Origin of the sequence: Providencia rettgeri (genome assembly GCF_041075285.1) — a bacterium.
GTDB lineage: Bacteria > Pseudomonadota > Gammaproteobacteria > Enterobacterales > Enterobacteriaceae > Providencia > Providencia rettgeri_G.
Genome location: NZ_CP163512.1, coordinates 1,302,271 through 1,325,664, shown reverse-complemented (window position 1 = coordinate 1,325,664; position 23,394 = coordinate 1,302,271). Strand labels below are relative to the sequence as shown.

19 protein-coding genes and 1 pseudogene are annotated in these 23,394 nt (G+C 42.1%); 11 read left to right on the top strand and 9 right to left on the bottom strand.

Going from position 1 to position 23,394, the window contains the following annotated elements; genetic code table 11:
- Positions 1–40 precede the first annotated feature (40 nt).
- Positions 41–1,507, bottom strand: coding sequence for an IMP dehydrogenase (gene guaB / locus AB6N04_RS05945; protein WP_369310974.1), 1,467 nt, complete (start codon positions 1,505–1,507; stop codon positions 41–43).
- A gap of 171 nt (positions 1,508–1,678) precedes the next feature.
- Here guaB and xseA point away from each other — a divergent pair, with 171 nt between their 5' ends.
- A complete protein-coding gene (gene xseA / locus AB6N04_RS05940; protein ID WP_369310973.1) occupies positions 1,679–3,055 on the top strand; it encodes an exodeoxyribonuclease VII large subunit in 1,377 nt (458 codons plus the stop codon).
- Between the two features lie 54 nt (positions 3,056–3,109).
- Here the strand turns inward: xseA and AB6N04_RS05935 are convergent, their stop codons facing one another.
- The 5 genes from AB6N04_RS05935 to maeB form a co-directional block, all read right to left on the bottom strand.
- Entirely contained in the window at positions 3,110–5,371 is a 2,262-nt protein-coding gene (locus AB6N04_RS05935) for a TonB-dependent receptor (protein WP_369310972.1), read from the bottom strand.
- A 160-nt stretch (positions 5,372–5,531) separates the two neighbouring features.
- A complete protein-coding gene (locus AB6N04_RS05930) occupies positions 5,532–7,601 on the bottom strand; it encodes a S9 family peptidase (RefSeq protein WP_369310971.1) in 2,070 nt (689 codons plus the stop codon).
- Between the two features lie 117 nt (positions 7,602–7,718).
- Complete coding sequence (locus AB6N04_RS05925) at positions 7,719–8,513, bottom strand: energy transducer TonB (RefSeq protein ID WP_369310970.1); 795 nt, start codon at positions 8,511–8,513, stop codon at positions 7,719–7,721.
- A gap of 402 nt (positions 8,514–8,915) precedes the next feature.
- Complete coding sequence (locus AB6N04_RS05920; protein ID WP_369310969.1) at positions 8,916–9,788, bottom strand: ChaN family lipoprotein; 873 nt, start codon at positions 9,786–9,788, stop codon at positions 8,916–8,918.
- A gap of 286 nt (positions 9,789–10,074) precedes the next feature.
- A complete protein-coding gene (maeB, locus tag AB6N04_RS05915) occupies positions 10,075–12,354 on the bottom strand; it encodes an NADP-dependent oxaloacetate-decarboxylating malate dehydrogenase (RefSeq protein WP_369310968.1) in 2,280 nt (759 codons plus the stop codon).
- A 615-nt stretch (positions 12,355–12,969) separates the two neighbouring features.
- Here maeB and AB6N04_RS05910 point away from each other — a divergent pair.
- The 4 genes from AB6N04_RS05910 to AB6N04_RS05895 all read left to right on the top strand — a co-directional run bounded on the left by AB6N04_RS05910 (position 12,970) and on the right by AB6N04_RS05895 (position 15,944).
- Positions 12,970–13,590, top strand: a complete 621-nt coding sequence (locus AB6N04_RS05910) for a LuxR C-terminal-related transcriptional regulator (protein WP_369310967.1) — start codon at positions 12,970–12,972, stop codon at positions 13,588–13,590.
- A 177-nt stretch (positions 13,591–13,767) separates the two neighbouring features.
- A complete protein-coding gene (locus tag AB6N04_RS05905; protein WP_369310966.1) occupies positions 13,768–14,139 on the top strand; it encodes an ArsC family reductase in 372 nt (123 codons plus the stop codon).
- A gap of 12 nt (positions 14,140–14,151) precedes the next feature.
- Complete coding sequence (gene dapE / locus AB6N04_RS05900) at positions 14,152–15,279, top strand: succinyl-diaminopimelate desuccinylase (protein ID WP_369310965.1); 1,128 nt, start codon at positions 14,152–14,154, stop codon at positions 15,277–15,279.
- Complete coding sequence (locus AB6N04_RS05895) at positions 15,276–15,944, top strand: M15 family metallopeptidase (protein ID WP_369310964.1); 669 nt, start codon at positions 15,276–15,278, stop codon at positions 15,942–15,944. The genes dapE and AB6N04_RS05895 overlap by 4 nt, the downstream gene beginning before the upstream one ends.
- A 52-nt stretch (positions 15,945–15,996) precedes the next feature.
- On the opposite strand, the gene AB6N04_RS05890 is transcribed toward AB6N04_RS05895, so the two are convergent.
- Positions 15,997–16,389, bottom strand: coding sequence for a DUF454 family protein (locus AB6N04_RS05890; protein WP_369310963.1), 393 nt, complete (start codon positions 16,387–16,389; stop codon positions 15,997–15,999).
- A 224-nt stretch (positions 16,390–16,613) separates the two neighbouring features.
- Here AB6N04_RS05890 and AB6N04_RS05885 point away from each other — a divergent pair, with 224 nt between their 5' ends.
- Positions 16,614–16,805, top strand: coding sequence for a hypothetical protein (locus AB6N04_RS05885; RefSeq protein WP_369310962.1), 192 nt, complete (start codon positions 16,614–16,616; stop codon positions 16,803–16,805).
- Here AB6N04_RS05885 and AB6N04_RS05880 read toward each other — a convergent pair.
- On the bottom strand, positions 16,786–18,807 hold the full coding sequence (locus AB6N04_RS05880) for a tRNA(Met) cytidine acetyltransferase TmcA (protein ID WP_369310961.1): 2,022 nt from the start codon (positions 18,805–18,807) through the stop codon (positions 16,786–16,788). The two genes, AB6N04_RS05885 and AB6N04_RS05880, sit on opposite strands and share 20 nt — an antisense overlap.
- A gap of 7 nt (positions 18,808–18,814) precedes the next feature.
- Positions 18,815–19,267, bottom strand: coding sequence for a DUF441 domain-containing protein (locus AB6N04_RS05875; RefSeq protein ID WP_369310960.1), 453 nt, complete (start codon positions 19,265–19,267; stop codon positions 18,815–18,817).
- A gap of 820 nt (positions 19,268–20,087) precedes the next feature.
- On the opposite strand from AB6N04_RS05875, the gene AB6N04_RS05870 reads away from it, so the two are divergent.
- From AB6N04_RS05870 to AB6N04_RS05850, 5 genes and pseudogenes are all read left to right on the top strand, one after another.
- The gene (locus AB6N04_RS05870) at positions 20,088–20,513 is read left to right on the top strand and encodes a PPC domain-containing DNA-binding protein (protein WP_369310959.1); all 426 of its coding nucleotides are present in this window, start codon (positions 20,088–20,090) and stop codon (positions 20,511–20,513) included.
- A gap of 31 nt (positions 20,514–20,544) precedes the next feature.
- A complete protein-coding gene (locus tag AB6N04_RS05865; protein ID WP_369310958.1) occupies positions 20,545–21,126 on the top strand; it encodes an ECF transporter S component in 582 nt (193 codons plus the stop codon).
- Positions 21,127–21,831 carry an energy-coupling factor transporter transmembrane component T gene (locus AB6N04_RS05860; RefSeq protein WP_369310957.1) on the top strand — a complete coding sequence of 235 codons (705 nt, stop codon included), beginning with the start codon at positions 21,127–21,129 and terminating at the stop codon, positions 21,829–21,831. It abuts the gene before it with no gap.
- Positions 21,822–22,688, top strand: a complete 867-nt coding sequence (locus tag AB6N04_RS05855) for an energy-coupling factor ABC transporter ATP-binding protein (protein ID WP_369310956.1) — start codon at positions 21,822–21,824, stop codon at positions 22,686–22,688. Before AB6N04_RS05860 ends, AB6N04_RS05855 begins: the two co-directional genes overlap by 10 nt.
- Positions 22,672–23,322: pseudogene (locus AB6N04_RS05850) on the top strand (energy-coupling factor ABC transporter ATP-binding protein); the annotation flags it as partial. The gene AB6N04_RS05855 and the pseudogene AB6N04_RS05850, both read left to right, overlap by 17 nt.
- Positions 23,323–23,394: the final 72 nt, after the last annotated feature.

Below are 23,394 nucleotides of genomic sequence, written 5' to 3'. Positions count from 1 at the left end.
ACGTGCGACACATCAGCACATCACCCTGTAAAGTTATCGGTTATTGTCCCAAACGATAGTTTGGTGATTCTTTTGTGATAGTCACATCATGTACGTGGCTTTCTTGAATACCTGCACCACTGATACGAACAAATTCTGCTTTTGTTCTCAAGGCGTCAATTGTACCACACCCCGTCAGCCCCATACAGGAACGTAATCCACCCATTTGTTGGTGAATGATTTCTTTCAAGCGCCCTTTATAAGCAACACGACCTTCGATACCTTCCGGTACTAATTTGTCTGCGGCGTTATCCGATTGGAAATAACGATCTGAAGAACCTTTAGACATTGCGCCTAATGACCCCATACCACGATATGCTTTGTAGGTACGGCCTTGAAACAAAATAGTTTCCCCTGGGGATTCTTCAGTACCTGCAAACATAGAACCAACCATCACACAGGCAGCTCCTGCTGCAATTGCTTTGGAGATGTCCCCAGAGAAACGAATCCCCCCATCAGCAATAACAGGAATGCCGGTACCTTCAAGCGCTTCAGCAGCTTCTGCGATTGCGGTAATTTGTGGTACACCAACACCAGTGACAATACGAGTGGTACAGATAGAGCCGGGGCCTATCCCAACTTTTACTGCGCTCACACCTGCATCTGCTAATGCTTTTGCACCTTCAGCAGTTGCTACGTTACCACCAATGATTTGTAAATCAGGGTATTTTTGACGCGTTTCACGAATACGCTGTAATACACCTTCAGAGTGACCGTGGGAAGAGTCAATCAGTAAAACGTCAACGCCGGCTGCGACTAACGCATCAACACGCTCTTCGTTACCTGCACCTGCGCCTACCGCAGCCCCAACACGTAAGCGGCCCTGCTCGTCTTTACACGCGTTTGGTTTACGTTCCGCTTTCTGGAAATCTTTAACGGTGATCATCCCTAACAGATGGAAGTTATTATCAATAACTAAGGCTTTTTCTACGCGCTTTTCATGCATTTTCTGTAATACGATTTCGCGTGCTTCGCCTTCTTTCACTGTGACTAAACGTTCTTTTGGCGTCATGACTGCTGTAACAGGTTGGTCTAAATCTGTTACAAAGCGCACGTCGCGCCCCGTAATAATACCCACTAGTGAGTTGTCTTTAGCTACAACAGGGTAACCTGCGAAACCATTGCGCTGTGCCATTTCTTGCACTTCGCGGATAGTGGTATCGGGGGTAACAGTAACTGGATCAGTAACAACACCACTTTCATGCTTTTTCACACGGCGAACTTCTTCCGCTTGGCGTTCAATAGACATGTTTTTGTGGATAAAGCCAATTCCACCTTCTTGAGCCAAGGCGATTGCAAGGTCAGATTCAGTGACGGTGTCCATTGCTGCAGAAAGCATTGGAATGTTCAGGCGGATGGTTGCAGTCAGTTGGGTGGAGAGATCTGCTGTATTTGGTAATACGGTTGAGTGTGCAGGAACGAGTAATACGTCGTCGAAAGTTAGTGCTTCTTTTTTAATGCGTAACATAGGCAATATCCCACCAGGCAGCGTTATGGAAAGGTATAAAATATTGCCGCGGCATTATACACACCGTAATCGGTTGCTTCCAGCCTTTTTTTGAAAAAATACTTGATAACTCCGATGGCTAGGTTAGTATTTGACGATTAAGTCTTTGTTTTAAAATTTGATCTGGCTCACATGTCGACTTCACAAAATAGTGCAATTTTTTCTGTTAGTAAGCTTAACCTTGCCGTTCGCGAATTACTCGATCAGCAAATGGGTCGTATTTGGCTCACCGCAGAAATTTCAAATTTTTCCCAACCGAGTTCAGGTCACTGGTATTTGACGCTGAAAGATGACCGTGCGCAAGTTCGTGCGGCAATGTTCCGTGGGCAAAATGCAAGAGTGACTTTTCGCCCACAAAATGGGCAACAGGTGTTAGTGCGTGCTACTGTCACCTTGTATGAGCCTCGTGGCGATTACCAGTTAATTATCGAAAGCATGCAACCTGCGGGTGAAGGGTTATTACAGCAACGCTTTGAGTTACTCAAACAAACGCTGAGTGCTCAAGGATTATTCGATGCTCGCTATAAAAAGCCGTTACCTAGCCCAGCAAAGTCCGTCGGTATTATTACCTCTGCGACGGGAGCCGCCTTGCACGATATTTTAAACATCCTCCGTCGCCGCGACCCGTCACTCCCTATTGTTATCTATCCTACCGCTGTTCAAGGGGAACTCGCGCCTGCTCAAATAGCACGTATGATTGAATTGGCTAATTTACGTCGTGAATGTGATGTGTTGATTGTTGGTCGCGGTGGTGGCTCATTAGAAGACTTATGGGCGTTTAACGAAGAGATCGTCGCAAGAGCGATATTTTCGAGTCAATTACCAATAATCAGTGCCGTGGGGCATGAAACTGATGTCACTATTGCGGATTATGTGGCTGACGTAAGAGCGCCAACGCCATCTGCGGCTGCCGAACTGGTTAGCCGTAACCAGCAAGAGATGCTACGTCAACTAAAATCAGCACAGCAACACCTTGAAATGGCAATGGATTATTATATTGCGGGTCAACAACAAAGGTTTTCGCGTTTGCATCATCGCCTACAGCAGCAACATCCGCAATTACGTTTAGCAAGGCAACATAACCAACTTAATTTATTGCAGCAAAAGTTGACTCAATCAATGACGCGTCAATTACATACTGCCACGTTTCAATTTGATAGGGTCAATCGTCGGCTACAACAAAACGATTTGCGTGCACAATGGCAAAAACAGCAGCGCCATCTGCAACAAACGCAATACCATTTGCAAAATATGATGTCACAATTAGTGAATCACTACAGGCAGCGTTTTGCGGTCGCTTGTTCAAAAATGGAAGCGGTTAGCCCATTGGCAACACTCGCCCGTGGTTTTAGTATAAGTGAAGCGCCTGATGGTGCAGTATTGAAGAAAACTAGCCAAGTCAAACTTGGGCAACAATTACGTACTCGCTTAAATGATGGTTGGGTAGAAAGTGAAATTACCCATATTGAAAAAGTAAAAGCAAAACGTTCTTCTAAAAAATTAAATTAACTGTTTTATGGGTTTCATCTTTATTTTTCGATGAAACCCAAGTTATCACTCTAATTAAAAACGAATTTGCCCACCAAGCATATAAGTGCGCCCTCTTCCTGTTTCATTATTTCTACCGCGCTCTTCCATAGCAGCCCCCGAATTTGCACGGTTTAATACATCCGTATAGTTTTTATTCATGATATTGTTAACTGTCATCATGAGTTTGACATTTCTATTGATTTCATAATCTGCATATAAGTCAATAATCGTCGGTTGTTTTTCGTACTTTTCTGTCATGGCATCACCATTTATATCACTATCAGGAAGTGGGCTGATGCGCTTTGAGGGACCTGTCCATGTAATGGTTGAGCCTAGTGTTAGCTTTTCATCAAGTAAGCGTACGCCAGAATCTAATGTGACATAGTATTCAGGCAATTGTGTAAAGTCACCTGCGCTAAAAATGGAAGTACTTGCAATAGAAACGGGCTGTTTCCCCGACTCTTTAGTATACGAAATCATAGAATAAAATACCCCTGCATCATAGTTAGCTTGCAGTTCATATCCACGTAAATTCACATCTCTTGGGTCATTAACATACATATCTGCCCGTTGAAAAAAAGTCGGATTTTCTTTGTTCCAAGCATCATCATTAACCAAGCACCAATCAAACTCTTCTTGTGCGTTTGCTCTACATAACATAAAAGATTTACTCGTAATGTAGTCTTTGACATGGGTATGGAACCACAGCGCTTTCAAATTAAATTGATCTCCTTCTACCACGAGATCAGGTTTAAAGCTGTTAAATCCAACTTGCCATGTTTTTGATTTTTCGCCTTTAAGGAATGGGTTCATACTTTGACCGCCATTTTGGGAGAAAAAGGCTTCTTGCGAATTAGGCGCACGCATTGAATGCGCATAACTCACAAAAGGTTGAAATTCAGGAATAATTTGCGCTGATAATAAAACGCCGGGGTTAATACCGCTATCCTTGATATTCAATGTGCTAGCTTCTTGCGGAAAACATTTTTCGGTTTCATCACATGCGGGTTTGTAGCCTTTAACCTTATAATTAAGGTAGTTAAGGTCAAATGTGGCTGTATAAATATCATATTTCCCTTCAAATTGTGTGTAAACACTCGTAATATCTTGCGTACCGCTCGGTGAAAAAGGGTTAAATATCTGGGTATTAGGATCTTCAACGGGTTTGGAAGTTTTTTGGTATTTGGTCTTCATCAATTTCGAACCAACTTGCCATTGATAATCCACATCACCATAAGAAAAATGGCTGGTATTTGACAAATTGATACTGTCGGATTTATTTTCAGATATAGCATCTCTAAAAGCACCACCAATAGGATCACCTTGGAATTTCTGTTTATTATTTCCATGGCTTGCCAAGATTTCCACATCAATTAATTCATTTAATGGCGTATATTTATATTTTAGATAATAATCTTCACTATTAATTTTTCTGCTGGTCAGTTTATTTTGCAAAAAGCGCCCACTAAACTCTAATTCATGGCTGTCATTCGGTTTATATTTAAGCTTTGCTAATTGAGATTGTGGTTTTTGTTTAAATGAGGGATCTGTGGCAAACCCGTCACTATCAAAACCATCGCCATTTTTATAACTGCCGGGGATATTATGACCGCTAATACCAATTAGACCACCTAAATAACCGTCTCCATCACTTAATAAGCTTTTCCCTGCAACGGCAACCATACCATTATAACCGAGTCCGTTATCTCCCCAACTGGCTTTGCTACGTAGCCCATATAAACTGTTGTGGAAAATGACATCATCAATACTGATGGTGCGGAAATTAGCACTCCCCGCCAAAGCATTTACGCTATTGCTTCCATTTAACTGCCCTTTTTCTACTTCCACTGCCACAATAAAGTTAGGGTCAATTAACGAGCCGAAATCATTATTGGGTTGCATTCCGTGTGTGTATTTACTCGGGGAAATCCCATAATAGCTTTGCGTCACTCCATCAACCATCATATTGACGCGCCCAAAGCCGCTTAGGCCTCGGATATTCACGTTTACGGTGCCTTGGCTGCTATCCATCTGAGTGTATGTTCCGGGCATAGTGCGGATGACTTTATCCAAGCTTTGTAATTTATTCTCTGTACCGACAGCACTGAAAGCCCCAGCTTTTTCCAGTGCTTTAACCAACGGTGTTTGTTTTTGTGCACCTGAAACTTTTAATTGGCTAAATTTAACTATGTTTTCTTTGCCTTGTGCTTTTTGCCCTGTATTTTCAGCAAAAGCGATTCCTTGAGTACCAGTAAAAACCAGACTCATACTCAATAATATTATTTTATTTTTCATTTAAACCATTCCTGTAAACGCAATATTTCTTTTCACGCTCACAGTGCATTCCAAAATAAAAGGATAAATTCAATTCCCATGATTAATCTATCAAAGAAAATATTTTCCCCTAAATAATGTACTAGCTTATTTAGGGGGTTTTATTATTAAATTGAGTAAACTATTTTAAATAAGGAAAGTATTTAGCTTTGTCTTCAAGCATTAAAAGAAAACTGTAATCCAAAGCAATATCATCAAGAGCATTAAAACGCCCTGATTTACCGCCATGTCCTGCATTCATATTGGTTTCTAATAATAATAAAGAATTACCTTGTTTTATATCTCGTAATTTAGCCACCCATTTCGCGGGTTCCCAATATTGCACTTGAGAATCATGCAGCCCTGTAGTGACTAGCATATGCGGATAACGCTGCGCTTTGATATTATCATAAGGGCTATAGGATTTTATGCGCCAATAATCTTCTTCATTTGCAGGATCACCCCATTCATCGTATTCCCCAGTCGTCAATGGAATAGAAGGGTCAAGCATTGTCGTCACAACATCGACAAATGGCACCGCCGAAACAACCCCTTCGTACAATTCGGGCGCCATATTAACAACCGCCCCCATTAATAATCCCCCCGCACTACCGCCCATGGCATAAATATGCCCTTTTTCCCCATAACCTTGGTCAACAAGTGCATTGGTTACATCAATAAAATCGGTAAATGTGTTCATTTTATTGACGGTTTTACCCTGCAAATACCATTTTTTACCGAGTTCACCACCGCCACGAACATGTGCTATCGCATAGACAAAACCGCGATCTAATAAGGATAACCTTGATGAACTAAATGACGGATCTAAACCGTAACCATAAGCGCCATAACCATAGATAAGTAATGGATTTTTACCTTGTTTAAACAGATCTTTACGGTAAACAAGCGAAACAGGCACTTTGACACCGTCTTTTGCGCTTATCCACAAACGCTCACTTTGATAATTTGCCTTATCAAAATCTTTTACATCCTCTTGCTTTAGTAGCTGTTTCTCTTGCGTTTGCATATTAATCTCATACACAGAAGACGGTGTGGTCATCGATGAATAGCCATAACGCAATTTATTCGTATCCGGTTCTGGGTTATTTGAGATCCATGCCATATATGCAGGATCATCAAATGCCACATAACTCTCCTGTTGGGTGTGCCAATCAATTTGGCGGATATTCACCAGACCGTTTGCCCGTTCCTCAAGTACTAACCACTTGTTGAACAGCTCAAATCCTTCTAAATCCACATCATCGCGGGGAGCGATTAATGTCGTCCATGCAGCAAAATCATCGTGTCTTTCTGCATTGTTATTCGTGTATAGACCAAATAACGGATTTTCGTGATTTGAACGAATATAGAATTTCCCATTGAAATGATCAGGGTAGTACTCCACACCTGTTTGGCGAGGCTTAAAAATATCAATTGCTTTATCAGGGGCATTAGCATCAATCAACCGATATTCTGATGTCTCCGTGCTGGTAATGCCAATAAAAATAAGGTCTTTCGATGTCGATTTACTCAAACTCACGTAAAACGTATCATCCTTCTCTTCATACAACAGCTTATCTTGTGCTTGCTTTGTGCCTAACTTATGGCTAACGACTTGATAAGGTAACAACGTTTGCTTGTCTTTATTCACATAGAATAAAGTCCGATTATCGTTTGCCCAAACAATATTGCCCGATGTGTTTGTCAGTACCTCATTTTGCCATTGGCTTTCACCAATTTGACGGAATGAGACAGTGAACTCATTGCGCCCCTGCCTGTCTTCGGCTATTGCCATCATGGTATTATCTGGTGAGATAGTTAACGCCCCCATACGATAATATTCACTACCTTCGGCACGTTGGTTACCATCAACCAAAACAACCCATTCTCCCCGGCTATTTACTGGACGCCTTTCATAGATTGCATAGTTTTTTCCAGCAACAACCCGCGAACGGTAGGTATAACCATTAAAATCGTACGGAACCGATTCGTCATCTTGTTTCATACGCGAAAATAACTCGTCATAAATTTGTTTTTTTAATGACTCGCCTAACTTTAGCGTTTGCTGGGTATAGGCATTTTCTTGTATCAGATAGTCAATGACCTCGGGTGCTTTACGCTCATCATCCCTTAACCAATAATAGTTATCAACACGGGTATCACCGTGGATTGTCATCGTATGTGGCTGCTTTTTGGCCAACGGTGCTGTCATTCTTTCCTCCGCAAACACTGCGTTTGTTTGTGATCCCAATAATACAATTAGGCAAAATTTAACGGCGCCTAATAAGCCTGACAATCTATTTAACTGCATGCGCATTTTTTACCCTGATTATTTATTTTCAATCGTAAAATCTATCGGCAATTCCACGATCACCTTGCCTTGGTTTAACATCTCTGAAGGCGGTATCGGCAAAGGCTCAGCCCTTGTAAGCACCCGCTGGGCTTCTCTATCTAATGAATTTGTGCCTGAACTTTTTACGAGAACACTATTCACAATATAACCTTGTGCATCGACCTCAAATTTAATCACGGGTTTTCCGATACGATTACGCCGTTTTGCATCCTCCGGATAACGTTTAAATTTATTTAGCTGTCCAAGGACTAAGGCTTCCCACTGACGCTGTTCATCATCTGATTGAGCGTGGCTATCAAACGTAGCGGCAACACGCTCCGTTTGTTGCTTAGCCGCAGCGTCACTTGTCACTGGCGCAGCGCTGGCTTTCGAGTTATCGCTTTCCATTTCACTAATTCGCTGATTTTTTACATCCTTATGCTTTTTTTTAGGTGCTGGTGAAATTTTCTTTTTTTCCACCTTTGTTAATCGCTCTTCAGCCTCTTCGTTAATAGGCACAGAAGGGATGACAATATCATCTGTAACCGCTTCTTTCGCCTCACTCGCAACCGCCAGTTCTTGCGTTTCGCCAATATTAGTTTCAGTTAACTGTTTTGCTTGTGAGTCAATAGAGACTTCCATAACCACTGAAGGTGGCGGTAAAAAATGTTGCCAATCATTCTCTGTGACTTTTAAATAAAACAGAATAACTGCAATGTGTAAGACAATAGCCAAAGCAAATGAGCTACTGGTTTTCGTCGCCCTATTATGTTCTAACGTGATCGCCAACATTTTAATCCTTAGGGGCTGTTTATCTTTGCTGCTGATTTTTACCGCTAAAAAAAGTTAAGAAATAATCTAAAAAATAGATAATGTATCCGCCGTACTGACTGACGACGATGTAAATCCACTATTGTCACTAAACACCGCCCTACAGGTTCGATTAAAGCATGTTTTACCCATTTGATGCTGCGTTGAGAGGCTCTAGTCAAGTTCACTCGGCGGCGCACCTCTCGCCTTACCTAAAATGGCTTTCATTCGAATTTAAATTGACCATCAAAGAGAAACAGCGCTTAGTATCACGCAAGTAACGCGAATGATAATCAATTACATATGCAAATGGAAAGCATTTATAGTAAATAGTGCTAATTTATTCACTCTATGGATATTTATTTGACTTAATTAGCTTGGCTATTAATCACTTGTTGGGGTATACCAGACGAAATCCGCATGCAAATTATCAATCTCACTCCCTTTTTCTGAAATAATTAACACCTTAAGTTCAGTTTCTGGCGATATATCTTGCAAATGCAACGGCACGCCAATTGCCCTTGTTGCATGATACCCTCCCGCAAATAGCAATGCAGGCTTCGGGGCTTTAATTAAAGCGTTAGCCATTGCCCGATCACGCATTTGTTGGATAACCGTCATTTTGGCTATTTGTTCTGTCGTCAATTCACCACCGTGAGATGTTTCAATGGTTTTACTGATAATTTCTTGGACAACGGCTTGAGTAGAATATACCCCCGTCAATTTTTGAGGATTAGCATAAGCCTTTGTAATATCGTCTTTATCCAGATTTGCAGCTAACACTGGATAAGGTTGTTCTAATAAAAACTTAATAAGTTCACCATATTGATCCCATGGCCAGCCTGTATTCCACTTGATTGCCTTTTGTAAGCGCTCATCACGAATGTAGGTGTTTCCTTGCAACTCGACCTTCACCCTATTGATATCTTTTTGTTGAGAAGGTGTTAGCATTTCCAATAAAACCGCACCCTGAGGCCTAACCTGCTGCATTTCTTGAACGAGCCACTGCTCTATTTGATGGTGATAACGGTTATCGTGTTTTTCCCCGACAATAACATGGGAAGCTTGCGCCAGTTGCTGTATCAGTTGCTCTGGTGTGATTGACTTCCCTGTGGATAAATCAATCAATTGATTTTGTTCTACCCAGTTATTATCGAGTAGACGTATTTTCGTTGGGGCTTTCTGTGTACACCCGATCAGTAACACTAGGCCTACCAGTAATAATGTAGCTTTTGCAGTAAATCGTCTTGATATCATTATATTATTTCCCGTTATGCTGTTGACGCACACAAAATACAGATAATGATAATCATTTTCAATTAAAAAAGACCTCCTGATGAAAAAGGAAGCCTTTTATGTCTAGGGGCTAAGAGGTTGTTGACAAAGTGGGGTAAAAGCGTGATTTACCCACTTGGGGCTATTAGGCGAAAATCAATAAATTGATTTTCCAGATTTATTTTCAATAACCTATTCAGACTGCCGCCAAACATGTATGTATGTCAGCAGTCTGATAGCCCCTAGGGGCTATCTAGTTGACTGAATATTACAGCGGGTTAGTTTGTGCCTCAACCACAGCCAGTGCCACCATGTTCACAATACGACGAACAGAAGCAATTGGCGTTAAGATATGCACCGGTTTAGCAACCCCCATCAATACCGGTCCTACGGTCACGCCATCAGAGCTGGTCACACGCAATAAATTATAACTGATACGTGCCGCTTCCATTGTCGGCATAATTAGCAAGTTAGCAGAACCTTTTAGTGGGCTATCCGGCATAACATCTTTACGAATAGACTCAACCAAAGCCGCATCCGCATGCATTTCACCATCAATTTCAAGATGTGGATCACGCGCTTTGATCATCGCTAAAGTATCACGCATTTTTTGGGCGGAAGGACAGTTTGAAGAACCAAAACTTGAACGTGATAATAAAGCCACTTTTGGCTCAATACCAAAGCGACGTACGGTATCTGCGGCCATCAACGTAATTTCTGTTAACTCTTCAGGCGTTGGGTCTTCATTGACATAAGTGTCCGCAATAAAGGTGTTACCTGTCGGTAACAATAAGGCATTCATCGCACCTGCGGTATGCACCCCTTCACGGAAACCAAAGAGATCTTTGACAACCTCATAATGCTCACCGTAACTGCCAACCGTACCACAAATCATACCGTCAGCTTCACCACGTAACACCATGATGCCACCGATAAGTGTGGGGTTGTTAATCACTGCACGGCGAGCCATTTCCTGAGAAACACCACGGCGCTTCATGATTTGATAATATTCCTGCCAGTATTCTTTATAGCGCGGGTCATTTTCATTGTTAACCACTTCAAAATCTTTGCCTAATTCGATATGTAGGCCCAGCTTTTGAATTCGCATCTCAATAACACTTGGGCGACCCACTAAAATTGGGAATGCCAACCCTAATGAAACCAGTTCCTGCGTTGCATGCAATACACGCTCTTCTTCCCCTTCCGCTAACACAATGCGTTTTTTGGCTGTTTTCGCTTGAGAGAAAATAGGCTTCATAAATAAATTTGTTTTATAAACAAATTGGTTTAGTTTTTCGATATAGGCGTCAAAATCAGCAATTGGGCGCGTTGCCACACCGGAGTCCATTGCGGCTTTGGCGACAGCTGGTGCAATTTTAACAATCAAACGTGGGTCGAATGGTTTTGGAATGATATATTCAGGGCCAAAGAATAAGTCTTGATTACCATATGCTGAAGCTACCTCTTCGCTTTGTTCTGCAAGGGCTAAATCAGCAATGGCGTAAACACAAGCCAGTTTCATTTCTTCGTTAATCGTTGTCGCCCCAACATCCAACGCTCCGCGGAAAATGAATGGGAAACACAATACGTTATTAACCTGATTTGGATAATCTGAACGACCTGTACAAATAATCGCATCAGGGCGAACTTCTTTCGCCAGTGGCGGTAAAATTTCGGGTTCAGGGTTCGCAAGGGCCAAAATAAGTGGATCTTTCGCCATCGTTTTCACCATTTCTGGTGTTAATAAACGCGGGCCAGAACAACCTAAGAAAATGTCTGCACCTGGGATAGCATCTGCAAGGGTACGTTGGCCATTGTCGTCAATTGCATAAGCCGCTTTCGTGACATCCATTCGTTCGTCACGTCCCTTATAAATGACACCTTTTGAATCACAAACAGTAATGTTTTCACGTTTAAGGCCTAATGCAACTAACAGGTTCATACATGCAATTGATGCCGCACCAGCCCCTGAAACCACTAAACGAACATCGCCAATCTGTTTTTTCACAATACGTAGACCGTTGATCACCGCTGCGGTACATATAATCGCGGTACCATGCTGGTCATCGTGGAACACAGGAATTTTCATGCGTTCACGCAATTTTTGTTCAATATAAAAGCACTCTGGCGCTTTAATATCTTCTAGATTGATCCCACCGAAGGTCGGCTCAAGAGAGGCAATAATATCAACCAGCTTATCAGGATCAGTTTCATCGACTTCAATATCAAAGACATCAACGCCAGAAAACTTTTTAAATAGAACCCCTTTCCCTTCCATGACAGGCTTGCCTGCTAAGGCACCAATGTTCCCTAAACCAAGCACTGCGGTCCCGTTTGATACAACGCCAACCAAGTTACCTTTGGCGGTATAGCGATAGGCTTTAAGCGGGTCATCAGCAATCTCAAGACATGGCACAGCAACACCTGGAGAATACGCCAGTGCGAGGTCGCGTTGAGTTGTTAAGGGTTTTGTCGGGGTGATCGTGATTTTCCCTGGATGTGGAAACTCATGAAAATCAAGAGCGCTTTGTTTTAATTTATCATCCATCGTCAAGTCCTTTCAAAATAGGTAAGGTAACAGCGATAACAGTATAAACGCATCTTACTAGCAAATCATGATCATGCTGGCAATTTCCAGAAAAATCTTTTGTGAAGCAGGAATTTGCAGCAAAATGGATAAAATATCTTCATCTTTCACTGCCCCTTAGCCTTATTTTTTCTTAACCATTGCAAACAATCTCTAGCGCACTTAATTATAAAAAAAATATACTATTCACATATTCATTATTAATAGTGCTAATTGTATATTTATTATTAATAACGCCAACATAAAGTCACTTACTTCAATTAACATATTAATTATATAACAATTAGTTTTATTTTTATCATTTTTGAAATATCATTTAACCCAGCCAAATTACCGATATTATTTTTTTATATTTAATGTATTATCAAAAATCAGCAACCGCTATCTTTAATTCACATTTAAATTATTCTTCATATATTTTATCTCAGTAATGTCAAATTATATTTCACATATTAAATTTATAACTATTGAAATATCAAATAATAAACATAGTTATATTAACGGCAAAATAATGTTTTTTGTATTACTCCCACTCGAGTTGTTAGTCACGTTTCAGGCATAACAAAGGAACCTTCTATGTCTAATTACACAGTAATGATTGTTGATGAGCACCCTATTACACGCTTTGGATTGCGTCAGCTTATCAATACCGATGAACATTTTGTTGTGACGGCTGAAAGCTGTAACTGCACAGAGGCGTTGAACCTTGCAACCCATTTACAACCCGACCTAATCGTCATCGATACCAATCTGCATGGCAATAAAACATTCGAAACTATTCGAATGCTACGAAAGCATTGCTTGAATAGCTATCTTTTAGTTTTATCTGCTTCTGCCATTAAAACGGATATTTATGGTGCCATCGATGCAGGTGCACAAGGATACCTCTTAAAAAGCAGTGAACTTGATATGTTATATTACAGCATGAAAAAAGCCTCCACCGGGCAACATGTATTCAGTGAAAAAATTTATCAACATTTAATCACCCGCCACCAATCTAATGACCCGCTGGCGACATTAACACGCAGGGAATATGAAATATTACATCAACTCGCAGCAGGTTTAAAAAATAGAGAAATAGCTAAGTTACTTTTTATTTCTGAAGAAACCGTTAAAGTTCATATTCGAAATATTTTAAAAAAACTTCAAGTACGCTCCCGTTTAGAAGCCAGTTTAATTTACATGCGTTCTCAATAAAAAGGGTAATTAACCTTGTTAAAGATTATATAATCAATATTTGTTATTATGATTGCACTAAATAATAATATAATCACCGTAATAAATCGCTACTTTTATTTGTATTATTGGGGGTAGACCCATAATGCATTTTCCCGCATTATGTAAGGTAAATCATTCGCTTTAGAGGAAAAATGTATGTCTAAAACCCCTTCTTCTCCTTATATTATGTATGGAATTAAAAACTGTGACACCATCAAAAAAGCGCGTCGCTACTTAGAAGACAATGGGGTCGACTATCAGTTCCATGATTATCGTGTTGATGGTCTGGACGATGCGTTGCTTTGCCAATTTCTTGAGCATATTGATTGGGAAATCCTTGTCAATAAACGAGGGACAACTTGGCGTAAACTCAGCGATGACCAAAAGAATGCGATTATTGATGCCACAAGCGCCAAAAAGGCATTACTTGCTGAACCCGCAATGATCAAACGTCCTGTTTTAGTTTCAACAGATAACCGCTATTTAGTCGGTTTTAGTGCCGATGAGTACCACACTTTTATTCAGTAGTTAGGTGATTAAATGGATTGTCCTGTTATTCAATTAGCAAAAGAGCTTATTTCTCGTCCGTCAATTAGTCCTGACGACCAAGGGTGCCAAGCAATACTCACCGACAGGCTACAAAAAATCGGTTTTATCGTTGAACCCATGCACTTTGGTAAGACACTCAATTTTTGGGCACACAGAGGTACTGGCACCACATTAGCGTTTGCCGGTCACACTGATGTTGTCCCTGCGGGGAACAGTGCAAACTGGCAAACGCCCCCATTCACACCAACAATTATTAATCAGCATTTGTATGGTCGTGGTGCAGCCGATATGAAAGGCTCTGTGGCAGCGATGGTTGTCGCCGCTGAGCGCTTTGTTGAAAAATATCCTGCGCACCAAGGTCGTTTAGCATTTTTGATCACCTCTGATGAAGAAGCTGACGCTCACGATGGGACTGTCAAGGTTGTTGAAGCCCTGATAAAGCGCAATGAGAGTGTTGATTATTGTTTGGTTGGCGAGCCCTCCAGCCAAACGAAGCTCGGCGATATCATTAAAAACGGACGGCGCGGGTCAATAACGGCAGATTTAACAGTTCTCGGCACGCAAGGTCATGTCGCCTACCCACACCTTGCCGATAATCCTGTGCATCGTGCGGCTGCATTTTTACAAGAACTAACGACCACAACTTGGGATAACGGCAATGCCTTTTTCCCGGCAACCACCATGCAGATAGCGAATATTCATGGGGGGACGGGTGCTAGTAATGTGATCCCCGGGGAATTATTTGTACAGTTTAACTTCCGTTTTAGTACGGAATTAACTGACACCATGATTCGTGACAGGGTCACGGAAATGTTATCTCGCTATGGACTGGAATATAAAATTGAATGGTCGCTATCGGGTCAGCCTTTTTTAACGGACAAGGGTGAGTTAGTCTCAGCGACTTTACAAGCAATTCAAGAAGTCACGGGGCGTACCGCTGAGTTGTCCACCAGCGGTGGGACTTCTGATGGTCGTTTCATTGCTCAAATGGGAACCCAAGTTATTGAGTTAGGTCCATTAAATGCCACCATTCATAAGGTTGATGAATGCGTTAGTGTTGACGATTTACAGCAACTGGCACGGATCTATGAGCGAGTTATGGAGTTACTACTTTTATGATCACCATTGACATGCTGACTGGCCGCTCAACCGATCATTTAGTCACCCTTGGTGGCGCTCACCGTTTGCAATTTAATGCGACAAAAGCCTTCCTCGCCATGCAGCAAGCTGCTGCAAGAGCAGGCTTTAAATTGCAATCGGCAAGCGCATTTCGTGATTTTGCACGACAGCAAGTGATTTGGAATGAAAAATTTACAGGAAAACGCCCTGTTCTTGATCACAATAGCCAACCACTCGACATTACGCAGCTTTCAGAAGGTGAACTTTGCGAGGCGATTTTGCATTGGTCGGCATTACCGGGTGCAAGCCGCCATCATTGGGGAACCGAGATTGATGTGTATGACCCTTTACGCATTCCCGCAGGCCAAACATTGCAATTGGAGCCTTGGGAGTACGAAACAGGTGGTTATCTTGCACCGCTAAATGATTGGTTATCTGATAATATGGCTACCTTTGATTTTTACCGCCCTTTCACCGCAAAAAACGCCGGAGTCGCCTACGAACCTTGGCATATTAGCTATTGGCCACTTTCCCACGAAGCGGAACAACTGTTAACCACCGAGATCGTCAAGCAGGTTTTGGAACAAGAAGATATTCTTGGGAAAAACTGGTTAATCAATAACCTAGATTATGTTTTTGACCGTTATATTAAAATCCCGGAGTGACTTTACCGTTAATATCACATAATAAACCACATCATAGTTTAACATTTGCAAACTAGGGTGTGGTTTTATCGCGGCGAGGTATCGGCTCATCAACCACCGGAAGTCGGTACATAAAAATAAGCAACCAACAAAGCAAAGCGAATAAGCCGATTTTTAACCAGAGATAGCTGACAACCCAAATTGATAATGAAAAAGTGAGTAAAATCAAAACAATCGCTTTAGGTTTTGCACCTTTTGGCAAGCCTCGGTGCTTTTGCCAATGACGTATATAGCCGCCAAACCAAGAGCGATACAATAACCAGTGGTGAAAACGCGGCGATGAGCGAGAAAAACACCATGCGGCTAATAATAAAAATGGCGTTGTGGGAAGAACTGGCAATATTACCCCAGCAAAAGCCAGTGCCACTGCCAACCAACCAAGTATAATAAGAAGGATTTTTTTCAAATTTGCCTGAGCTCCCTTGCAAACCCGTGTAACGGTAAAACCCTGATAAATATGTGGTAACTCTCAGTTATATCAATGATATACTGTAATAGTAAACGAGTTTAATGAAAAGACGCTTTTCCCTGTTTAAGCCCATTAGTCTTATTGTTGTAACTCGTCTTAATGGTATGCACATAACATCGCTAACGCTGCGATAACGTAACAATGATAAATGGTGATAATAAATGCAATGGTTAGCAGACTACTGGTGGATAATTATCCTTCTCTTGGTTGGGCTTATTTGGAACTCCATTAAAGAAATGATGAAACTCGACCCCAAAAAATTTCTTGATGACAAACCGCAGATCCCCCCCCACAAAGACAATAATCATTTGTGGGACGATGAAGACGACTGGCCTAAGGATAAGAAGCAGTAACTTTTTGAACAATTTCTGATAATAGCGCTGGCTGGTATTGTTTTACCCAGATACCAACCTGCTTTCTGGCGCTACTTAGCCACTGTTTTTGCCCTGTCAGCTTAAATTCTTCGCATATTTGCGCCAATGAATGGCGCTGTTCAAAATAGTTTCTTAACAGCGGCGCTGAGTCAGGAACGTGGGCTAATAGGCGTAAAATCGCACTTTGACTCGCGGAAACTGGTCGTTTAAATTCACTAAAGCCTATCAGTTCAAGCCAATCTTCTTGCATAAGTTGCTGATCATCACTCGAACACAGCGCAAATTCGCTAAGATCGGTTCGCATGTTAATATCACGTTGTAGCAATATTTCACCACGTTCGCATAATTGCTGAGCTCTTACAGTCATAGGTAAAATCGCCATCGCGGTAAAGCACCCACTACTGGCCTCTTTTTGCGAACCAACTCGAATAAGCCTAAACCCTGCTTGTTGCCAGAATGCGAGCAGGTCTGGTGTTAAGCCAAAACTAACGGAAAGAAAATCCAAACCTTGCACATCAGGGCTCTGCTTTTGTTTATCAAGTAATGTCAAACCTATTTGCTGTCGCCGATAATGAGTATCGACAGCAATACGCATCACCCTTTGCGACTTCCACTGTGCTGCTTGCGGAAAATAACTGTGCGCGGCTAATGATTGGGCGACTAAATTTCCACGTGGACGGCGTAATCCCGCCCAAATTTGCCAACTTAATGGTTTATCTAATGATCCTTCATCCACCATCCATAACGCACCTAAAAAATGCTGATGACTTTGGGGGCTGAACGCAGCCATAAAATGCTGATTTTTCGCATCCAATAAACGACGTAAATCTAATGGGGAAGTTCGATAATGCGCGCTCATTAATAAGCCATAAAACGAGGCAAGTTTGCTCTCATCTGTTGCCAATTCACTTTGGCTAATTGATTGATACTCAATTGTATTATGTTGAGTTAAAATCGGATTTGGCTCTTGCAACAATAACGCCTGATTTATCCAGCGTTCTAACGGATCATTAGTAGCAAAACGGATGGGATCATCTAAAGTTAAAGCCGTAAAACGGGGTAAGTTCGCACAAAACTTTAGTATAAAGCCGCGCCCTGTCCCTTCATAACCATCAACAGTGGTGGTCAGCAGTACGCGCGGGAAATATTCAATCAATTGGCGTAACAAATAACTGGGGATCGCCGCAGCTTCATCAATAATTAGCCAGTCTGCGCTTATTATGTTACCGGCTTGGCAATAAGCTAGTAACGCATCTGGCGACCAAAAATGAAGTGGCTTCCCCGCATGTTGCCCTAGCACATCCGTAGAGGCTTTAGCTGGCGCGCAGCACCAACACTCCCCCTGCCATTGCCGTATTAGCCGCCCGGCTACCGTTGATTTTCCGCGCCCCCTTGGGGCAATGAGCCCCCAAACACCTTCTTCACCTACTAATAATTTATTCAAAACATGCTGTTGTTGATCCGTCAACTGCCCTGTCGGTGGTTGCCAAACAGCATTATTATCCAATAATGATGCACTCGCTTTTTTTCCTTGTTGGTAAAAAATAACATCATTAGAGGCGTTCATCAGACGTTGTAAATGGTGAACAAAATGCGGTGTTGAAATAATGCCATGCTGCTCGTTCCAGCGCAGGCTATCGATATCTGGGTGATTTGGCCATGCCTCTTGGGGCACAGTGCAAAAAACCAATAAACTTCCTGCCTTTAACGTACCAGCTTGCATGGCAAGTGCTTCACTGTGGATCCCTTTGCGTGCATCAAAAATACCATGTAAGAACTCCCGCCCTAACAATAAGTGGGCATTTTCAGGCAAGATCCCTGAGGGTAAATCAGATGAAATCGTGAGCCAATCCCCGCTAAGTACCTCTTGCATCTGTATAAGCTGTTGTGATATCCACGCATCATCACCAGACAAAACTAAGAGACGACGCAAGCCACATTTTCGCAGTTGTGCTGCAATGGCAGGCAGTAAATCATTCATAGGGCAGCTAAGATTTTCCGATTAATAACGACAGTATCCCTGCGGCAATCAAAGGCCCAACGGGAACCCCTCTAAACAGTGCGACGCCTATTACGGTTCCAACGAGTAGCCCAGCAACAGTAGAAGGCTGATTTGACATTAATGTCACGCCGCGACTCCCTAACCAAGAAACCGCGATACCAATTACAATAGCTAGGATAGATTTCCAATTCAAAAACGATCCCAACACTTCACCTGCACTAATTTTTCCACTCGCAATAGGTGCCATTACCCCGATAGTTAAGATCAAAATCCCGATGGTTAATCCATACTTTTCAATCCAAGGAAAGTAATTATTAAGTGGGGTTATTCGTACAACCAATAAAAATAACATGGCAAGTGTGACGGTCATATTATGGCTAATGATCCCTAATCCAGCCAAGACTAAAAGAATGATTAATGTGGGGTCAACGTGACTCATAGATTTTTCCCTGTAAAACTGGCGAATAATTATTGTGAGTAGCAAAATAACTTATTTTAAAACATGTTATTGAGTCATTAGTTAAGAAGCAAATAATTACACCAACTCTTTTTATAATTAATCCATCTTAATATTGAGTTGATGACTTTTATTTACCGTTTAATTGCACCTTAAGCACATATTTACAACAATTGTTACTATATTCCCATGCCCGTAATGCCAATATTTGACGTGTTTTCTTACATGGCTTAACAAAGACTCTCTTTAGCATAATCCATGGTAAAGGTGCAAAATGTGAAAATAAACCGTGATTGCGCTGGAATTATACATTTCGTCAAAAAACTTAAACTAAATTCTCGGAATATTCATCACTCTTTATTTTTTTACCCGCCCTTTTTTTTAATTTTCCTCACGATAAACACCAACTCATAGTGTGATTTCCTGAAGTTTGCTTCAAATGCCCTCCCCCCCAGAAACCGTTCAAATATTGCGTATAATACCCATAGGTAATCAATACACTAAATTTATAACCTAGAGGCGGTTTATCTTTTTTACTGATTTTTACCGCGAATAAAGGGCAAAAAACAACCCGAAAAATTGATGGGAGTATGGTTCAAGCTGTCGCTTATTTGATTGAAGTATGATGCTATGTTCAGAGCCTCTTGCCGAATCCACTTAGCAGCGAACAGTTCCCTTGCCTAAAATAGCTTTAATTCGCATAAACATCGCCCCAAAAAGATGCTCCTAGATTAGTTGAAATTTTAATATGTTACCTCGTTATGCAACGCTTTATACAATTTCAGCGCTTAGGATTAAACATATGACTCAAGCATTATCCCCTTACTCAAACGCACGTTTTATTGCGATCCGTTTGCTTCCCGGTGAAGACGTCTTATTAACGTTAAGAAAACACATCACCCAGCACGGTTTCCAAGCCGCCTTTATCGCAGGCTGTGTGGGCAGTTTAACCGATGTCGCGCTCCGTTTTGCAGGACAAGAAGAGACAGATCACACCTGCGGTAAATTCGAAATCGTCTCATTAATTGGCACGTTAGAAGCCAATGGCGAACATTTGCATTTGTCTGTTTCTGATGAAAAAGGTCATATGCGAGGCGGGCACATGATGCCCGGTTGCAGTGTTAGAACTACATTGGAATTAATCATTGGTGAACTTGAAAATATCACTTTTACAAGGGAGCCCTGTGCCCTGTCTGGCTACGAAGAACTGGTTGTTGTTCCACGTTAATTTCTTTTATTTTGCAAGGAATGGTTTTCTTATGAGTAAATCAGCGTTTATTTCCAGTCGTACACTCACGCTTATTGTGTTTTCCATTGCAATAAACATGGTTGTAGGCCAATTAAGTACCATGTTAAAACTGCCTATTTTTCTTGATTCCATCGGCACAATAATTTGTGCCTTACTCGCTGGACCTTGGGCTGCGCTCACGAGCGGCTTATTGACAAATCTACTGTGGGGGTTATTGAGTGGCCCAATTGCTGCTGCCTTTGCACCTGTTGCAATGATGATTGGTTTAAGCGCGGGACTTTTAGCTCGTGCAGGTGGTTTTCGTACATTACCCCGTGTTATTGGTTCTGGTATCCTCATCACTTTCGCCTTAATGATTGTTGCGGTACCTATTCGTACTTATTTATTTGGTGGTACAACCGGTAGTGGAGCCGATTTCTTTGTCGCCTATTTTCATGCGGTGGGTGATAACTTACTTGAATCTGTGGCTATCACTGTATTAGGCGCCAATATTGCTGATAAGATCATATCCGCTTTAGTCGCCTGGTTATTAGTTCGACAATTGCCTGAACGTGTACAACGTAACTACCCCAATATGGCTAAGGTACGTTAAGTGCACCCGTTTACCTCACTGACTCTATGGCTTTGGCTCAGTGCCAGCGCATTTTTCTTACCATTGGGCTGGCCATTGATCCTACTAGGATGTAGCACCTTTATCACATTGCTATTATGGCGTCCTGCCCGTTACCGCTGGAAAATTGTCGTCTGGTTTATGCTCCCAATGGGATTGGGTTTATGGTTAATACATGGTGGATGGCTTGCACAATTACTCACCGGCGCCCCCCTGAAAAATAGCCGACCTGAGTTCGCTTTAGCCTTATGGTTTAAGTTGTTGGTTATTATCAGCGGGTCACAACTTTGGCTACAATACGTGCCAACCGAGCGCTTTATTCGTGCTTTATTTGCTAGCAAATTACCCGCAAGCTTTGCGTATCTCTTTGCGGGCCCCCTTTTACTTGTCGAGCAGTTTAAGCAACAGTTGAACACCATCCGTGAAGCACAATTAGCAAGGGGCGTCCCCCTTGATGGTAATTTTTGGCAACGATGTATTTCATTACCCGCCATATTGTTCCCATTAGTGAGTAACACCTTAAGTGAACTGACTATTCGCGGTGCAGCCCTTGATATGCATGCCTTTCGTTATTATGCCAAACGCACGACACTGAACCCTCCCGCCGATCCTCACTGGCAAATAGGGTTGCGTTATAGCCTGTTATTATTAATCGTTATTGAAGGTGGATTGGCTCTGTGGTGGTAAATTTACAGCAAATGCATTTTATTCCCCAAGGTGCAAAACAGCCCTTACTCGGGCCTATTGATATCCAGCTTAAGGCGGGACAATGGTGTTGTGTACTTGGAGGAAATGGAAGTGGCAAGAGTACGCTAGCCCAACTTCTTGCGGGCTGGCATGGGGATTTATTGCACGGTGAACTAACCGGAGTAGCCGAAGTATTACAACAGCCACTAATCAATAATTCAGTCGTCCAAGCGTCTGTTTCTCGTCAGCTTATTCAGCAATCCCCCGCATTACAGTTTTCAGGCTGTACTTTTACGGTGGAACAAGAAATTGCCTTTGGTCCTGAAAATCTAAACCTGTCCGTCGATGAGATCACCCAGCGCGTAGAGCACGCCATCACATTAACTTTTTGTGAAGCCCTTCGCCATCGTCACCCTGCCACCTTATCGGGTGGTGAAGCACAACGCGTCGTACTAGCCAGTGCGCTGGCTATGCGCCCACAATTATTGTTGTTGGATGAAGCATTTAGTCGGCTAACGCCCAGTGCGACCCAACGACTCTTGCTCCAATTAAAAACGTATTCTGTTCAAACAAATTGTTGTGTGATGCTCTTTGAACGTAACTTATTACCTGCTATCCACTTTTGTCAGGATTTTCTCTTGCTAAGTTCAGGAAATCTGTTTTCAGCCGCAGGGAAAATACTGTCTAGCGGTTCATTAGAGACGGTTTTCCCCAACACGCTTGCTACCATCAACATGCCCGATGCATGGCGTGTTGTTGGCGAATTAGTCAAACTTGGTCAATGGCAAGGCGCAATCCCCCGTGATGAAAAGCAGCTAGTCGAGGCTTTTAAGAGGTTATATGCTACAACTGAATAATTTGAGTTACCGCTGGCCAAGCTCAAATATTGATAATATTTCCGATTTATCATTCAACTTGCATGCCGGCGAATGGGTTGCACTGGTTGGAGACAATGGTGCCGGAAAGTCAACATTATTGCGCCTATTGGCAGGCTTATTATCCCCTACATTCGGCAGCGTTCTATTAAATGGCCAGGTTATTGCACAATTACCCGCATCCCAACGCGCCAACCAAGTGGGAATTTTATTTCAAGAAGCTGAAAAGCAAATTTTCCACAGTACTGTCAAAAGTGAAGTGGCTTTTGGTTTAAAACGCCAAAAACTAGCAAAGGAGGTCATCGCAGAACGGGTACACTGTGCGCTGGAAATTTGCCATTTAGCCAATGTGGCAGATAAGCACCCCCTTGATCTCCATGCGGGACAACGCAGAATGGTTGCCGTTGCATGTTTAGAAGCTGTTTCACCACCACTTTTATTGCTTGATGAACCGAGTCGTGATTTTGATGCGTTATGGACGAAGCGTTTTGAAAACTGGTTAAATTTACAGCGCGGTAAAGGCACCAGTATTATCGCCATTAGCCATGATTTTGATTTCGTGGCTCGTCAATTTGAGCGGGTCTTACATTTATCAAGTGGTCGGCTTATCGGCGATGGTACACCGGTCGATATTTTAAGTCACCCAGTGCTACAACAAACCTCAGAACTCCCCGCACCAACACTTATT

What these genes read in the sequence shown, in the direction of transcription:
- guaB (WP_369310974.1), bottom strand. Translation starts at nt 1,507, where the DNA reads ATGTTACGCATTAAAAAAGAAGCACTAACTTTCGACGACGTATTACTC.
- AB6N04_RS05930 (WP_369310971.1), bottom strand. Translation starts at nt 7,601, where the DNA reads ATGACAGCACCGTTGGCCAAAAAGCAGCCACATACGATGACAATCCAC.
- AB6N04_RS05885 (WP_369310962.1), top strand. Translation starts at nt 16,614, where the DNA reads ATGCAATGGTTAGCAGACTACTGGTGGATAATTATCCTTCTCTTGGTT.
- AB6N04_RS05880 (WP_369310961.1), bottom strand. Translation starts at nt 18,807, where the DNA reads ATGAATGATTTACTGCCTGCCATTGCAGCACAACTGCGAAAATGTGGC.
- AB6N04_RS05910 (WP_369310967.1), top strand. Translation starts at nt 12,970, where the DNA reads ATGTCTAATTACACAGTAATGATTGTTGATGAGCACCCTATTACACGC.
- AB6N04_RS05920 (WP_369310969.1), bottom strand. Translation starts at nt 9,788, where the DNA reads ATGATATCAAGACGATTTACTGCAAAAGCTACATTATTACTGGTAGGC.
- AB6N04_RS05865 (WP_369310958.1), top strand. Translation starts at nt 20,545, where the DNA reads ATGAGTAAATCAGCGTTTATTTCCAGTCGTACACTCACGCTTATTGTG.
- AB6N04_RS05935 (WP_369310972.1), bottom strand. Translation starts at nt 5,371, where the DNA reads ATGAAAAATAAAATAATATTATTGAGTATGAGTCTGGTTTTTACTGGT.
- maeB (WP_369310968.1), bottom strand. Translation starts at nt 12,354, where the DNA reads ATGGATGATAAATTAAAACAAAGCGCTCTTGATTTTCATGAGTTTCCA.
- AB6N04_RS05905 (WP_369310966.1), top strand. Translation starts at nt 13,768, where the DNA reads ATGTCTAAAACCCCTTCTTCTCCTTATATTATGTATGGAATTAAAAAC.
- AB6N04_RS05870 (WP_369310959.1), top strand. Translation starts at nt 20,088, where the DNA reads ATGACTCAAGCATTATCCCCTTACTCAAACGCACGTTTTATTGCGATC.
- dapE (WP_369310965.1), top strand. Translation starts at nt 14,152, where the DNA reads ATGGATTGTCCTGTTATTCAATTAGCAAAAGAGCTTATTTCTCGTCCG.
- xseA (WP_369310973.1), top strand. Translation starts at nt 1,679, where the DNA reads ATGTCGACTTCACAAAATAGTGCAATTTTTTCTGTTAGTAAGCTTAAC.
- AB6N04_RS05875 (WP_369310960.1), bottom strand. Translation starts at nt 19,267, where the DNA reads ATGAGTCACGTTGACCCCACATTAATCATTCTTTTAGTCTTGGCTGGA.
- AB6N04_RS05925 (WP_369310970.1), bottom strand. Translation starts at nt 8,513, where the DNA reads ATGTTGGCGATCACGTTAGAACATAATAGGGCGACGAAAACCAGTAGC.
- AB6N04_RS05895 (WP_369310964.1), top strand. Translation starts at nt 15,276, where the DNA reads ATGATCACCATTGACATGCTGACTGGCCGCTCAACCGATCATTTAGTC.